This is a genomic window from Pseudomonas sp. TZ252 (assembly GCF_056110345.1).
This window is the reverse complement of sequence record NZ_CM148566.1, coordinates 2,626,837-2,640,622: the sequence shown is the minus strand read 5'-3', so window position 1 is coordinate 2,640,622 and position 13,786 is coordinate 2,626,837. Positions and strand designations below refer to the sequence as shown.

The window sequence follows — 13,786 nt, the reverse complement described above, 5'->3', positions numbered from 1 at the left end:
TCTGCGGTTCGGTCAGGCCAGGGCGTCGCGCAGCGCCGGGCGCTTGCGCCAGCGTCCGTGCAAACGTGGGCGGTAGAGGATCAGCACGTCACAGGCGAGGAGGAAGAACAGCATCATCCCCTGGAACAGCCCGGTCAGCGCCAACGGCAGGTTGAGGCTCATCTGCGCGGCCTCGCCGCCGAGGTAGAGCAACGCCATCAGCAGGCTGGCGCAGAGGATGCCGAACGGATTGAGACGGCCAAGGAAGGCCACGGTGATCGCCGCATAGCCGTAGCCCGGCGAGACCTGCGGCACCAGTTGGCCGATCGGCCCGGCGACCTCGCAGACGCCGGCCAGGCCTGCCAGCGCGCCGGAGAACAGCAGCACGAACCAGACCAGGCGCTTCTCGCGGAAACCGACGAAACCGGCGGCGCGGCGGTCGAGGCCGAGCACGCGGACCTGGAAACCGAGGAAGCTGCGCTGCGCCAGCACCCAGACCGCCGCCAGCGCCAGCAGGCCGAACAATGCGCCAAGGTGCACCCGGCTGTCCTCGAACAGCGCCGGCAGGCGGCTGGCCTCGCCGAACAGCGCCGACTGCGGGAAGTTGAAGCCATCCGGGTCCTTCAACGGCCCGTGCACGCCGTACAGCAGCAGGTTCAGCGCGATGTAGTTGAGCATGATGGTGGTCAGGATCTCGTTGGCGTTGAAGCGCGTTCGCAGCCAGGCGGCGAACCCGGCCCAGAGCGCCCCGGCAGCGGTGCCGGCGAGCAGCACCCAGGCCAGCGCCCAGCGGCTCTGCCAGTCGAGCAACTGGATCGCCACCGCGCTGCCGGCCAGGGCGCCGACCAGCAACTGGCCCTCCGCGCCGATGTTCCACACGCGCGCCTGGTAGGCCAGTGCCAGGCCGAGGGCACAGAGCAGGATCGGCATGGCCTTGACCAGCAGCTCGCCGAGCCCATAGAGGTCGCTGAGCGGCTGTACCAGCACGGTATGCAGGGTCTGCCACGGATCGTGGCCGAGACAGGCGAACAGTAGCGCACCGCAGACCAGGGTCAGCAGCCCCGCCAGCAGCGGAGAGGCCAGCAGCATCCAGCGCGACTGTCGGCCGCGCGGTTCCAGGGACAACAGCATCACAGGCTCCCTTGGGCAACGGCGCCGGCGACTGCCGCCGGCGCCTCGAATTGACCGGCCATCCAGCCGCCGACCTGCTGCGGCGAAGCGCTCGCGGTGGCGACCGCCGGGCACAGCCGACCCGAACACAGCGCGGCGATGCGGTCGCTGAGCAGGAACAGCTCGTCGAGGTCCTCGGAGACCACCAGGATCGCCGTACCGGCATCGCGCAAGGCGATCAGCGCGCGGTGGATCAGCGCCGCCGCGCCGACGTCCACGCCCCAGGTGGGATGCGCCGCCACCAGCAGGCGCGGGGCCTGGAGGATCTCGCGGCCGAGGATGAACTTCTGCAGGTTGCCGCCGGAAAGGCTGCGTGCCGGCGCCCCGGCACCCGGGGCCTTCACGGCGAAACGGCGGATGATCTCCTCGGCCAGCGCCAGCACCTTGCGCCGCCGGACCAACCCGCGCTTCACCAGGCCCTGCTGGAAGGCGGTGAGCAGCGCATTGTCCGCCAGGCTCATCTCCGGTACCGCGCCGTGCCCCAGCCGCTCGGCGGGCACGAAGGCCTGGCCGGCGCGGCGCCGCGCATCCGGCGCCAGGTGCGCGCCGGCGCAGGCGCCTAGGCGGATGCGCTCGGCCTGGGCGCGCGGCAGGCGCACTTCGCCGCTGAGCAGAGCGAGCAACTCGTCCTGGCCGTTGCCGGCGACCCCGGCGATACCGAGGATCTCGCCGCTGCGCACCTCCAGATCGAGGCCGGCGAAGGACACGCCGAAGGGGTCCGGGTTGCGCCAGTGCAGGTCGCGCACCTGGAGGAAAGGCGCGCCGCCGGTAGCCTTCGGATACTCCGCCGCCAGGCCCTCGGCGTCGCCCACCATCAGCCGCGCCAGCTCGAGATCGGAACATTGCGCCGGCACGCACTGTCCGGCCACCCGTCCGCCGCGCAGCACCGTGGCGCGCTGGCAGAGCGCACGGACCTCGGCCAGCTTGTGGCTGATGAAGAGGACACTGCAGCCCTCCTCCGCAAGACGGCGCAGGGTGACGAAGAGATCCTCGGCCTCGCGCGGGGTCAGCACCGAAGTCGGCTCGTCGAGGATCAGCAGGCGGATGTCCTGCATCAGGCAGCGCACGATCTCCACCCGCTGGCGCTCGCCGATGGACAGCCCATGGACCAGCCGGCGAGGCTCCAGCGGCATGCCGTAGCGCTGCGACACCTCGCGAATACGCGCCTCCAACCGGCGCGGGCTGCCCGCCTCGGCGCCGAGGGCGAGCGCGATGTTCTCCGCCACGCTGAGCGTCTCGAACAGGGAGAAATGCTGGAACACCATGCCGATCCCCAGCGCCCGGGCGCGAGCCGGGTCGCGTACCTGCACCGGCTCGCCCTGCCAGCGGACCTCGCCGGCATCGGGACGGGTCACGCCGTAGATGATCTTCATCAGCGTGCTCTTGCCGGCGCCGTTCTCACCGAGCAGGGCGTGGATCTCGCCGGCGTCGATGCACAGGTCGATGCGGTCGTTGGCCAGGCAACCCGGATAACGCTTGCTGATCCCGCGCAGTTCGAGGCGCGGCGGCGCGAAGGAGGAAGGTGCGGACATGGCGGACCCGATCGGTTGCTCGACGATGCGGCGGCCGGTGCAAATACCTGGCCAGGAGGTCAGGAAAGCCCTGGAACGCGGCTTGCACCGGGAGCCACGGACCAGGCTCCCGCGCCGAGCGGCACCAAGCCGGGGCACGCCTGGGACGCCGCGGCACATTTGCGGGCAACCCTGCGGCGCACCCGCGTGAGCATTTGTCGCAAAACAGTCATCACCACCTTGCTCACAGAGTTATCCACAGCGTGTCGGGAGCCCATCCGGGACCTTGGGAAGCCTCCCGCGCCGATCGTCCCGGCGATTTTCGCAACATCGGCGGTGGACAGAAAACATCCAACCCGGCAGGCCATGGGCGCGACCTGGCAAGGCATTTTTTCCAACACTTTGCCAACAGCTTTATCCACAAGATATCGACAGCCGTTCGGAGGAGCACGGCAGGACGATCTCTCCCGGCCAAGCCACGGGTCGGCCGAATCCCTGGGGCAGCCCCGGCGGCCCGCTTCCGGCACAGTTTGCCAACAGCTTTTCCACAGGAAACCCGCGGAACGGGAATGCCCGTGAAAATGTCTCCAGGACTTCCCCTTTAGACGCCATGATGCCCATGAATACTGGGTTTTCCGGCTTTCCAGGAAAGTCCGCGGCGATCGACGGAAGCATGCTCGGCGGCGCCATGGGTGGATCCGCTGTCCACAGTTTCGCGATGCACCGTCGTGGCGCATTCCACAGCACCTTTTCCCTGGCTCTTTCGCCAACCGGGAGAAATCCTGCGGCTCCGTCCAATGCCTTTCCCCCGACCGCCGAAGGCATTTTTTCAACGGGGAATGCGAACAGCTTTTCCACAGACAAACCCACAGAAGCGCCAGTTGCCGACCGGGCATTTCGCAAGGCGGATTCAAGGTGCCGGAACGCTTTCCGCGGATCGCCTGCCGGAAGCCAGATGGGCACATCCCGCAATGGCTCGTGCAATCTTTCCGCACACGCGCTACACACAGACTTATCCACAGCATGCGCACAGTGCATAATGGCGGAAGCGAGATCACGCGCCAAAGACGGGATATTTCCGTCGATTTCCCGGACTAAAGAGGCGAAAGCGCCATTCCGGCAGCAGAGGAGATGAACGATGCAGTACCTGCTGGCAACTTCGTCCCCCCACTTATCCTGCACTCCGACCACGGCGGGAGCGCGATGAGCAGTTCGGCCCATCGCGGGCGGATCCTGCATTTCCTCGGCGACCCGGCGAAACTCGGCGACAAGGCCTGGGAGTATTTCGAGGACGGCCTGCTGTGGATCGAACACGGCCACGTGCGCGCGCTCGATCACGCAACCTACCTGCTGCCGCAACTGCCCGCCGACCTGCCGCTGGAGGAGCATCCGCAGCGCCTGCTGCTGCCCGGCTTCGTCGATTGCCATGTGCATTACCCGCAACTCGGAGTGATCGCCTCCTACGGCACCCAACTGCTGGACTGGCTGGAAACCCACACCTTTCCCGCCGAGCAGCGCTTTGCCGATGCCGGCTACGCCGCCGCCCAGGCCGAGCTGTTCCTCGACGAACTGCTGCGCCACGGCACCACTACCGCGCTGGTGTTCGGCACGGTCCATGCGGTATCCGCCGAGGCATTCTTCCAGGCCGCGCAGAAGCGCCGCCTGCGGATGATCGCCGGCAAGGTGCTGATGGACCGCAACGCGCCGCCGGCGCTGTGCGATACCGCGGCCAGTGGCTACGCCGAGAGCCGCGCGCTGATCGAGCGCTGGCACGGCAACGGGCGCCTGCAATACGCGGTCACCCCGCGCTTCGCGCCGACCTCCTCGCCCGAGCAACTGGCCGCGGCGGCGCGCCTGCTGGACGAGTATCCCGGCGTCTACCTGCACACCCATCTTTCGGAGAACCTCAAGGAAGTCGCCTGGGTCGGCGAGCTGTTTCCCCAGGCGCAGGACTACCTGGACGTCTATCATCGCGCCGGCCTGGTCGGCGAACGCAGCGTGTTCGCCCATGGCATCCATCTCTCCGAACGCGAATGCCGCTGCCTGGCGCACAAGAACGCGGCGCTGGCGCACTGTCCCAGTTCCAACCTGTTCATCGGCTCCGGCCTGTTCGACCTTGGCCGCGCCCAGCAATACGGCATCCGCGTCGGCATCGGTAGCGACGTCGGCGGCGGCACCAGCCTGTCGCTGCTGGCCAACCTCGCCGACGCCTACAAGATCCAGCAATTGCGCGGCACCAGCCTCGATCCGTTCCAGGCGCTCTACCTGGCCACCCTCGGCGGCGCCAGGGCGCTCGACCTGGACGGCCTGGTCGGTAACTTCCTGCCCGGCCGCGAAGCCGACTTCGTCGCCCTCGACCTGGCCGCCACGCCGATGATCGCCCAGCGCATGGAGCATGCGCGCGGCCTGGCCGATACCCTGTTCGTGCTGAACACCCTGGGCGACGACCGCGCGGTGGCGGAGACCTGGGTGATGGGGGAGCGGCGCCATGCGAAGGGGTGAGAGTCTCTTTCCCGCGTTGGCTCGGCCCGTCGCTGCATGCCACCTCCTCGCGCCGTAGAGAAAAGACGCCGTTCGGCGGGCGGCCGAAGCTCGCGTTACTCCATCCGCGCCCTCACGACACCGCCACCGCCTCCAGGAAGCGCTCCAGCACCAGGTTCGGCCGGCGTCCCTTGCGGGTCACGATGGTCAGCGCGATGGCATAGTGGAAACGCTCCGGCAGCAGGGGCCGCAGCATCCCGGCGGCGACCCAGTCGGCAGCGTAGTGCGACGGCAGGTAGCCGATGAAGTTGCCGGTCAGGATCAGGAATGCCATGCCCTCACGGTCCGAGGCGCTGGCGCTGTTGTTCAGCTCCTGGTGGCGCGCCTGGGCTTCGGCGGGCAGGCGGTAGCTGGGCGCCACGGCGTCCGCGGCGAGCACCTCGTCCACCGCGATATCGCCGTCGGCGCGCTCGAACAGTGCGTGGCCGCGGCTGCAATAGAGCTGCGCGTGCTCGTCATACAGCGGCAGGTACTCGAGCCCCGACAGCGGACTGATCAACGGCACCACGCCGACATGCAGGTGGCCGTCGAGCACGCCCAGTTCGATCTCGTTGGGGGTGGTCATGCCGATGTTGATCCGCACCTGCGGTCCCTGCCCCTTGAGCGCGCTGAGAGCGTGGGTGATGCGCATCTGCGGCAGGGTCACCAGGTTGTTGATGATGCCGATGTTGAGTTCGCCGCGCAGGTGCTGGTGCAGGTCGTTGACCTCGGCGCGGAACCCCTCCAGCGCCGCCAGCAGGGTCTGGGTCGCGCGATAGACCTCGCGGCCCTCGTCGGTCAGGGCGAAGCCGGCGCGGCCGCGCTGGCACAGGCGCATGCCCAGGCGCTTCTCCAGGTCGCCCATGTGCAGGCTGATCGCCGAGCGGCTGAGGCCGAGAGTGCTCTCCGCGGCGGAGAAACTGCCGCACTCGACGATGGTCTTGAAGATGCGCAGCAGGCGGATATCGAAATCGCTGACCTGGCCGAGCGACGGGTTGCGGGATTTGGCCATTATTGTTTTACCCAGTCGAAACTAAACGTGAGAAGAATAAGCTTTATCTAACCTTTCGTCAGGGCCAAGCTTGATCCAACGCTCCGCCGCCGCGTGCGCGGAACCTTCCAACAAGAAAGCCCGAGGATCGAACGATGAACCAGCCGCTCAACGTGGCCCCGCCGGTTTCCAGCGAACTCAACCTGCGCGCCCACTGGATGCCCTTCTCCGCCAACCGCAACTTCCAGAAGGACCCGCGGATCATCGTCGCCGCCGAAGGCAGCTGGCTGACCGACGACAAGGGCCGCAAGGTCTACGACAGCCTGTCCGGCCTGTGGACCTGCGGCGCCGGCCACTCGCGCAAGGAAATCCAGGAGGCGGTGGCTCGCCAGCTCGGCACCCTCGACTACTCGCCGGGCTTCCAGTACGGCCATCCGCTGTCCTTCCAGTTGGCCGAGAAGATCGCCGGGTTGCTGCCAGGCGAACTGAACCACGTGTTCTTCACCGGTTCCGGCTCCGAGTGCGCCGACACCTCGATCAAGATGGCCCGCGCCTACTGGCGCCTGAAAGGCCAGCCGCAGAAGACCAAGCTGATCGGCCGCGCCCGCGGCTACCACGGGGTCAACGTCGCCGGCACCAGCCTCGGCGGGATCGGTGGCAACCGCAAGATGTTCGGCCAGCTGATGGACGTCGACCATCTGCCGCACACCCTTCAACCGGGCATGGCGTTCACCCGCGGGATGGCCCAGACCGGCGGCGTCGAGCTGGCCAACGAGCTGCTCAAGCTGATCGAACTGCACGACGCCTCGAACATCGCCGCGGTGATCGTCGAGCCGATGTCCGGCTCCGCCGGCGTACTGGTACCGCCGGTCGGCTACCTGCAGCGCCTGCGCGAGATCTGCGACCAGCACAACATCCTGCTGATCTTCGACGAGGTGATCACCGCCTTCGGCCGCCTGGGCACCTACAGCGGCGCCGAGTACTTCGGCGTCACCCCGGACCTGATGAACGTCGCCAAGCAGGTCACCAACGGCGCCGTGCCGATGGGCGCGGTGATCGCCAGCAGCGAGATCTACGACACCTTCATGAACCAGGCGCTGCCCGAGCACGCGGTGGAGTTCAGCCACGGCTACACCTACTCCGCGCACCCGGTCGCCTGCGCCGCCGGCCTCGCCGCGCTGGACATCCTGGCCAGGGACAACCTGGTGCAGCAGTCCGCCGAGCTGGCGCCGCACTTCGAGAAGGGCCTGCACGGCCTGCAAGGCGCGAAGAACGTCATCGACATCCGCAACTGCGGCCTGGCCGGCGCGATCCAGATCGCCCCGCGCGACGGCGATCCGACCGTACGTCCGTTCGAGGCCGGCATGAAGCTCTGGCAACAGGGTTTCTACGTGCGCTTCGGCGGCGATACCCTGCAATTCGGCCCGACCTTCAACGCCAGGCCGGAAGAGCTGGACCGCCTGTTCGACGCGGTCGGCGAAGCGCTCAACGGCATCGCCTGATGAGCGGCCGCCCGCAAGCCGTACCCACCGTGCAGGTGGACAACGCCGAGGTGATCGTGACCGAATGGCGCTTCGCCCCCGGCGCGGAAACCGGGCGCCACCGCCACGGCCACGACTATGTGGTGGTACCGCTGACCGACGGCACGCTGCTGCTGGAAACCCCCGAGGGCGACCGCCACGCGCCGCTGGTCGCCGGACAGGCCTACTTCCGCAAGGCCGGCGTCGAGCACAACGTGATCAACGCCAGCGCACACGAAGTGGTCTTCGTCGAGACCGAGATCAAGTAATCCGCACCCGCTCCCCAGGGAGCGGGTAAAGGGAAAGGGCCACGGCCCTTTCGTCACCCCTAGCGAAGAGAGAACAAGACAAGATGGGCACCCTCCACCACCTGATCAACGGCGAAATGGTCGCCGACAACGGCCGCAGCGCCGACGTCTTCAACCCCTCCACCGGCGAAGCCATCCACAAGGTCCCGCTGGCCGACGGCAAGACCCTGCAGAAAGCCATCGATGCCGCCAAGGCCGCTTTCCCGGCCTGGCGCAACACCCCGCCGGCCAAGCGTGCACAGGTGCTGTACCGCTTCAAGCAACTGCTGGAGCAGAACGAGGCGCGGATTTCCAAGCTGATCAGCGAAGAGCACGGCAAGACCCTGGAAGACGCCGCCGGCGAACTCAAGCGCGGCATCGAGAACGTCGAGTACGCCTGCGCCGCCCCGGAAATCCTCAAGGGCGAGTACAGCCGCAACGTCGGCCCGAACATCGACGCCTGGAGCGACTTCCAGCCGATCGGCGTGGTCGCCGGGATCACCCCGTTCAACTTCCCGGCGATGGTGCCGCTGTGGATGTACCCGCTGGCCATCGCCTGCGGCAACACCTTCATCCTCAAGCCCTCCGAGCGCGACCCCAGCTCCACCCTGCTGATCGCCGAGCTGTTCCACGAAGCCGGCCTGCCGAAGGGCGTGCTGAACGTGGTGCACGGCGACAAGGAAGCCGTGGACGGCCTACTCCAGGCGCCGGAAGTGAAGGCCATCAGCTTCGTCGGCTCGACCCCCATCGCCGAATACATCTATGCCGAGGGCACCAAGCGCGGCAAGCGCGTGCAGGCCCTGGGCGGCGCGAAGAACCATGCGGTGCTGATGCCCGACGCCGACCTCGACAACGCCGTCAGCGCGTTGATGGGTGCCGCCTACGGCTCCTGCGGCGAGCGCTGCATGGCGATCTCGGTGGCGGTATGCGTCGGCGACCAGGTGGCCGACGCGCTGATCGCCAAGCTGGTTCCGCAGATCAAGGCGCTGAAGATCGGCGCCGGCACTTCCTGCGGCCTCGACATGGGCCCGCTGGTCACTGCCGCCGCGCAGGCCAAGGTCACCGGCTACATCGACAGCGGCGTGGCCCAGGGCGCGGAGCTGGTGGTGGACGGCCGCGGCTACCAGGTCGCCGGCCACGAGAACGGCTTCTTCCTCGGCGGCAGCCTGTTCGACCGGGTGACCCCGGAAATGACCATCTACAAGGAAGAGATCTTCGGCCCGGTGCTGTGCGTGGTTCGCGTCAACAGCCTGGAAGAGGCCATGCAGTTGATCAACGACCACGAATACGGCAACGGCACCTGCATCTTCACCCGCGACGGCGAGGCCGCACGCCTGTTCTGCGACGAGATCGAGGTCGGCATGGTCGGCGTCAACGTCCCGCTGCCGGTGCCGGTGGCCTACCACAGCTTCGGCGGCTGGAAGCGCTCGCTGTTCGGCGACCTCCACGCCTACGGCCCGGACGGCGTGCGCTTCTACACCCGGCGCAAGGCCATCACCCAGCGCTGGCCGCAGCGGGCCAGCCACGAGGCCTCGCAATTCGCCTTCCCCAGCCTCTGAAGGCTGACGACGACAGGCATGGTCGGTAACGACCATGCCTTTTTTCTTTTTCTGCAATCAGGAGTCCGCAACGTTCCACCGCCGTGAAACCTCACCCACGGCCGCACCCATGGCGTCGCCCACAAGGCGGCCCAGACCTTGCCCAAGAACAATTAAAGGGTCTCAACGATGTCCAAAGTCGTACTGGCTTCACAACTGCCGAACAAGCGCAACGCCTCGCTCGCGCCCGGCCTGAAACAACGCCACGTCACCATGCTGTCGATCGCCGGGGTGATCGGCGCCGGCCTGTTCGTCGGCTCCGGCCATGCCATCGCCGCCGCCGGCCCGGCCGCCCTGCTCGCCTACCTGATCGCCGGCACCCTGGTGGTGCTGGTCATGCGCATGCTCGGCGAAATGGCGGTCGCCTCCCCCGATACCGGTTCCTTCTCCACCTACGCCGACCGCTCCATCGGCCGCTGGGCCGGTTTCACCATCGGCTGGCTCTACTGGTGGTTCTGGGTGCTGGTGATCCCACTCGAAGCGATCGCCGCCGCGGCCATCCTCAACGCCTGGTTCCCGGCCATCGACACCTGGATCTTCGCCCTCGCGGTGACCTTCCTGCTCACCGTCACCAACCTCTTCAGCGTGGCCCGCTACGGCGAGTTCGAGTTCTGGTTCGCGCTGCTCAAGGTGATCGCCATCATCGCCTTCATCGTGCTCGGCGCGGTGGCCATCGTCGGCGGCCTGCCGGAGCGTGAGGTCAGCGGCCTGTCCAGCCTGATGGCGAGCCACGGCGGCTTCGTGCCGAACGGCTACGGCGCGGTGCTCGGCGCCCTGCTGACGACCATGTTCAGCTTCATGGGCACCGAGATCGTCACCATCGCCGCCGCCGAGTCCAAGGACCCGGCGAAGCAGATCACCCGCGCCACCAACTCGGTGATCTGGCGGATCGGCCTGTTCTACCTGGTGTCGATCTTCATCGTGATCTCCATCGTGCCGTGGAACGACCCGCTGCTGATCCAGGTCGGCTCCTACCAGCGCGCCCTGGAGCTGCTGGACATCCCGCACGCCAAGCTGATCGTCGACCTGGTGGTACTGGTCGCCGTGGCCAGTTGCCTGAACTCGGCGATCTACACCTCGTCGCGGATGGTCTTCTCCCTGGCCAAGCGCGGCGACGCCCCGAGCGTGCTCAAGCTGACCAACACCGCCCACGTACCACGCCCGGCGGTGCTGGCCAGCACCGCGGTGGGCTTCCTCACCACCATCGTCAACTACTTCGCACCGGAGAAGGTCTTCACCTTCCTCCTCGCCAGCTCCGGCGCCGTGGCGCTACTGGTGTACCTGGTGATCGCCGTGGCCCAGTTGCGCATGCGCAAGCAATTGCAGGCCAGCGGCCAGCCCATCGAGTTCCGCATGTGGCTATATCCCTGGCTGACCTGGGCGGTGATCCTGTTCATCGTCGCCGCGCTGAGCATCATGCTGATCATGCCGGAGCACCGTCACGAGGTGTTCGCCACCGCTCTGCTGACGATCTTCACCGTCTGCCTCGGGCTGCTCAACGCGCGACGCAAGCCGCGCCTCGGCGAGGACTACGCCGGGAAGACGGCGCGGGTCTGAGTCCACCACCGGGGGAATAACCCAGACAGCCCTCCAAAGAAAAGCCCGGCCAATGGCCGGGCTTCTTCAGGCAAGGTCAGACCTTCCTGACGAATTCCGATTTCAGCTTCATCGCGCCAATGCCGTCGATCTTGCAATCGATGTCGTGGTCGCCGTCCACCAGGCGGATGTTCTTCACCTTGGTGCCGACCTTCACCACCAGCGAGGAGCCTTTCACTTTCAGGTCCTTGATCACGGTGATGGTATCGCCGTCCTGGAGAACGTTGCCCACCGAATCCTTGATCACCTTGCCATCATCGGACGCCGTAGCGGCCTCGTTCGGCGACCATTCATGGGCGCACTCCGGGCAGACCAGCAGCGCACCATCCTCGTAGGTGTATTCGGAGTTGCATTGGGGACAGGGCGGCAGCGTGCTCACGGCATTCTCTCTTCAGCAGGGGGACGAAAACCGCAGATTATATAGGGTTTCTCGCTCCCCTGCCGAACCGCCTCAGAGCCCCTTGGTCTTCGGCGCGCCGACGGCCGGCCCGGAGAAGTCGAGGGTGCCCTTTTCGCTGAAGCGCACGGTGCCGAACAGGCCTCCGGCGAGCTTGCCCTTCACCACGTAGGGCATGCCCTGGGTCGGAGCGTTGTTGCTCAGGCCCCAGGCCTGGCGGAAGGCGGAAAAGGCGGAGACGGTCAGCGGCACGCTCACCACCCGCTCGCCGAAGCGCGGCACCTCGCCGGTCTGGTCGCTGACGCCGCTGGCCAGGGGCTGGCCGTTGACGTCGAGGTCGAGGGCGATGCCGTTGTATTCGATCGGCTCGTCGTTGGGGTTCTGTACCCGCAGCTTGACCATGAAGCGCATTTCCATGCCTTGCCCCGGCAGGGGTTCCAGGCCGACCAGGTCGATACGCAACGGATCGCGCTGGCCGAAGGTGCTGCAGGCGCTCAACAGGACGCCCAGGCACAGGGCCGGCAGCAGGCGGCCGAGGTTCGCAGGCAGGCGCATGGGTTCTCCTCCTTGGGTCGAATGTGCGCCCATGGTGCCACAGCCGCTAGAATTCGCCGCGCAGCCGATCCGGCTGCGCCAATGGACAAAGGACATGCCCATGCCTACACGCGTTCTGCGCGGCCTCGTCGCCGCCCTCCCACTGTTCCTCGCCGCCTGCTCGGACTCCGCTCCGTCCAGCGAGGAGATCGCCCGCCTGCTCGCCGAGCGCGGCTTCGACAAACCCGCCTGCGCCAGCTCCACCCTGTTCAAGACGTTCCCGGTGACGCTCTCCGACAGCTTCTCCGGCCCCGGCCCGGCGAAAGGCAACGCCGCGGTCTACGACGCGCTGGTCGGCGTCGGCCTGCTGCGCCGCGACGGCGATTCCTACGACCTCACGCCCGCCGGCCGCGAGGACTACAAGCCCGAGTCGAAGGCCTTCTGCTACAGCAGCGGCTTCGACGTCAGCGTCCGTTCGGTGGACCCCGCCAAGCCCGACGACTACGGCCCGGCCGTGGAAAAGGGCTGGTTGGTCACCGTCGAGGTCAAGCCACGCGAAGTGAAGGACTGGGCGAAGAACCCCGAGGTGCTCAAGCTGGCCAGCCTGACCACCCTGCAACAGATCACCCAACCGCAGGTCGGCCAGGTCTCGCTGGTCAAGCCACGCGGCGAGGAAGGCTACAAGCTCGTCAACACCCGCTTCTCGCCCAGGCAGGGCTTCCACTTCAACCAGGCCTGGTAATCCCACGCCGCCCTTCCGCCCGCCCCGCTCGGGGCGGGCTCCTCATTCAACCCACTGATCGATAAAGGTTTTTTCGACGGACGAAACAGCCGGGCGATTGCTCGCCCGAAAGCTTTCGTATACATTCGTTTTCACTGTAAACACCGTATACATCGAAAACGAAGCTGATCAGAAAATGAGCACCGTAGTCTCGTTCCGCGCCGATGACGCCCTGGTCGCGGCCCTCGACGAACTGGCCCGCGCCACCCACCGCGACCGCCCCTACCACCTGCGGCAGGCGCTCGCGCAGTACCTGGAAAGGCAGCAGTGGCAGGTCGCTGCCATCGATGAAGGCTTGGCCGATGCCAATGCCGGTCGCCTGCTGGAACACACCGAGATCGAGAAGCGCTGGGGGCTGCAATGAGCCTGAAGTGGACCCGCAAGGCGGCCGCCGACCTGGACGCCATCTACGACCATTACGTCGTGCTGATCGGCCCGGAAAAAGCTCTGAAAGCCGTTCAGGACATCGTCGAGCAGGTGAAACCGCTGCAGCAGGTAGCCAACCAGGGGGCAGGGCGGCCCAGCGAGGTGCCAGGCGTACGCACCCTGACCCTGGAGCGCTGGCCGTTCAGCGCCCCGTTTCGGGTTAAAGGCAAGGAAATCCAGATTTTGCGCATCGACAGGGTCGAAATTACCCCCTGAAAGTGGTCACACGGTTACAAGATGTTTCAAAATGAATATTTCCCTTGACTTGTACTGAGTAGCTTACTTCGGACAAAACATCCATAACTCACAAAAAATGGACATTTTTCGACCTGACCAATGAGAGCGACCAACATGCGACCACTGCGACCTGATTAGTTCTTTGGGTGACTCATGCTTCGCTCCCATACGCGTCCGTATTTTTCCGTAACTCGACGACCTCGCCCGCTGGGCATGCTTTCTCGCGCTTTTTCCGGTGA

13 protein-coding genes are annotated in these 13,786 nt (G+C 66.5%); 8 read left to right on the top strand and 5 right to left on the bottom strand.

Annotated features, from left to right (window positions below; translation table 11 throughout):
* Positions 1-12: 12 nt before the first annotated feature.
* The gene (locus tag ACYAF3_RS12150; RefSeq protein WP_003107144.1) at positions 13-1,110 is read right to left on the bottom strand and encodes an ABC transporter permease; all 1,098 of its coding nucleotides are present in this window, start codon (positions 1,108-1,110) and stop codon (positions 13-15) included.
* Positions 1,110-2,681 (bottom strand): ABC transporter ATP-binding protein, encoded by a 1,572-nt coding sequence (locus tag ACYAF3_RS12145; RefSeq protein ID WP_017002051.1) that lies wholly within the window; start codon positions 2,679-2,681, stop codon positions 1,110-1,112. Before ACYAF3_RS12145 ends, ACYAF3_RS12150 begins: the two co-directional genes overlap by 1 nt.
* Before the next feature lie 1,110 nt (positions 2,682-3,791).
* On the opposite strand from ACYAF3_RS12145, the gene guaD reads away from it, so the two are divergent.
* Complete coding sequence (guaD, locus tag ACYAF3_RS12140; protein ID WP_003121623.1) at positions 3,792-5,162, top strand: guanine deaminase; 1,371 nt, start codon at positions 3,792-3,794, stop codon at positions 5,160-5,162.
* 112 nt (positions 5,163-5,274) lie between these two features.
* Here guaD and bauR read toward each other — a convergent pair whose 3' ends face one another.
* The gene (gene bauR, locus ACYAF3_RS12135; RefSeq protein ID WP_003083805.1) at positions 5,275-6,192 is read right to left on the bottom strand and encodes an HTH-type transcriptional activator BauR; all 918 of its coding nucleotides are present in this window, start codon (positions 6,190-6,192) and stop codon (positions 5,275-5,277) included.
* 134 nt (positions 6,193-6,326) lie between these two features.
* Here bauR and bauA point away from each other — a divergent pair, with 134 nt between their 5' ends.
* The 4 genes from bauA to gabP all read left to right on the top strand — a co-directional run bounded on the left by bauA (position 6,327) and on the right by gabP (position 11,133).
* Positions 6,327-7,673 (top strand): beta-alanine--pyruvate aminotransferase, encoded by a 1,347-nt coding sequence (gene bauA / locus ACYAF3_RS12130; RefSeq protein WP_003083801.1) that lies wholly within the window; start codon positions 6,327-6,329, stop codon positions 7,671-7,673.
* Positions 7,673-7,960 (top strand): beta-alanine degradation protein BauB, encoded by a 288-nt coding sequence (bauB, locus tag ACYAF3_RS12125; RefSeq protein ID WP_003083790.1) that lies wholly within the window; start codon positions 7,673-7,675, stop codon positions 7,958-7,960. Before bauA ends, bauB begins: the two co-directional genes overlap by 1 nt.
* 83 nt (positions 7,961-8,043) lie before the next feature.
* On the top strand, positions 8,044-9,537 hold the full coding sequence (locus tag ACYAF3_RS12120; protein ID WP_003083788.1) for a CoA-acylating methylmalonate-semialdehyde dehydrogenase: 1,494 nt from the start codon (positions 8,044-8,046) through the stop codon (positions 9,535-9,537).
* Between the two features lie 168 nt (positions 9,538-9,705).
* A complete protein-coding gene (gene gabP / locus ACYAF3_RS12115) occupies positions 9,706-11,133 on the top strand; it encodes a GABA permease (protein WP_003083784.1) in 1,428 nt (475 codons plus the stop codon).
* A 76-nt stretch (positions 11,134-11,209) separates the two neighbouring features.
* On the opposite strand, the gene ACYAF3_RS12110 is transcribed toward gabP, so the two are convergent.
* Together ACYAF3_RS12110 and ACYAF3_RS12105 are read right to left on the bottom strand one after the other, a co-directional pair.
* Entirely contained in the window at positions 11,210-11,551 is a 342-nt protein-coding gene (locus ACYAF3_RS12110; protein WP_003101229.1) for a zinc ribbon domain-containing protein YjdM, read from the bottom strand.
* Positions 11,552-11,623: 72 nt separating this feature from the next.
* Complete coding sequence (locus tag ACYAF3_RS12105) at positions 11,624-12,124, bottom strand: LEA/WHy family protein (protein ID WP_003112629.1); 501 nt, start codon at positions 12,122-12,124, stop codon at positions 11,624-11,626.
* Between the two features lie 100 nt (positions 12,125-12,224).
* On the opposite strand from ACYAF3_RS12105, the gene ACYAF3_RS12100 reads away from it, so the two are divergent.
* From ACYAF3_RS12100 to parE, 3 genes are all read left to right on the top strand, one after another.
* Entirely contained in the window at positions 12,225-12,845 is a 621-nt protein-coding gene (locus ACYAF3_RS12100) for a hypothetical protein (protein WP_023088714.1), read from the top strand.
* 175 nt (positions 12,846-13,020) lie between these two features.
* Positions 13,021-13,248: a CopG family ribbon-helix-helix protein gene (locus ACYAF3_RS12095; protein WP_003083775.1), complete on the top strand. Its 228-nt coding sequence runs from the start codon at positions 13,021-13,023 to the stop codon at positions 13,246-13,248.
* Positions 13,245-13,526 carry a type II toxin-antitoxin system toxin ParE gene (gene parE / locus ACYAF3_RS12090; RefSeq protein ID WP_003083773.1) on the top strand — a complete coding sequence of 94 codons (282 nt, stop codon included), beginning with the start codon at positions 13,245-13,247 and terminating at the stop codon, positions 13,524-13,526. Before ACYAF3_RS12095 ends, parE begins: the two co-directional genes overlap by 4 nt.
* Positions 13,527-13,786: the final 260 nt, after the last annotated feature.

Bases quoted from the DNA above. Each gene is read 5' to 3' on its own strand.
- ACYAF3_RS12150 (WP_003107144.1), bottom strand. From the start codon at position 1,110: ATGCTGTTGTCCCTGGAACCGCGCGGCCGACAGTCGCGCTGGATGCTG.
- ACYAF3_RS12145 (WP_017002051.1), bottom strand. From the start codon at position 2,681: ATGTCCGCACCTTCCTCCTTCGCGCCGCCGCGCCTCGAACTGCGCGGG.
- guaD (WP_003121623.1), top strand. From the start codon at position 3,792: ATGAACGATGCAGTACCTGCTGGCAACTTCGTCCCCCCACTTATCCTG.
- bauR (WP_003083805.1), bottom strand. From the start codon at position 6,192: ATGGCCAAATCCCGCAACCCGTCGCTCGGCCAGGTCAGCGATTTCGAT.
- bauA (WP_003083801.1), top strand. From the start codon at position 6,327: ATGAACCAGCCGCTCAACGTGGCCCCGCCGGTTTCCAGCGAACTCAAC.
- bauB (WP_003083790.1), top strand. From the start codon at position 7,673: ATGAGCGGCCGCCCGCAAGCCGTACCCACCGTGCAGGTGGACAACGCC.
- ACYAF3_RS12120 (WP_003083788.1), top strand. From the start codon at position 8,044: ATGGGCACCCTCCACCACCTGATCAACGGCGAAATGGTCGCCGACAAC.
- gabP (WP_003083784.1), top strand. From the start codon at position 9,706: ATGTCCAAAGTCGTACTGGCTTCACAACTGCCGAACAAGCGCAACGCC.
- ACYAF3_RS12105 (WP_003112629.1), bottom strand. From the start codon at position 12,124: ATGCGCCTGCCTGCGAACCTCGGCCGCCTGCTGCCGGCCCTGTGCCTG.
- ACYAF3_RS12100 (WP_023088714.1), top strand. From the start codon at position 12,225: ATGCCTACACGCGTTCTGCGCGGCCTCGTCGCCGCCCTCCCACTGTTC.
- ACYAF3_RS12095 (WP_003083775.1), top strand. From the start codon at position 13,021: ATGAGCACCGTAGTCTCGTTCCGCGCCGATGACGCCCTGGTCGCGGCC.
- parE (WP_003083773.1), top strand. From the start codon at position 13,245: ATGAGCCTGAAGTGGACCCGCAAGGCGGCCGCCGACCTGGACGCCATC.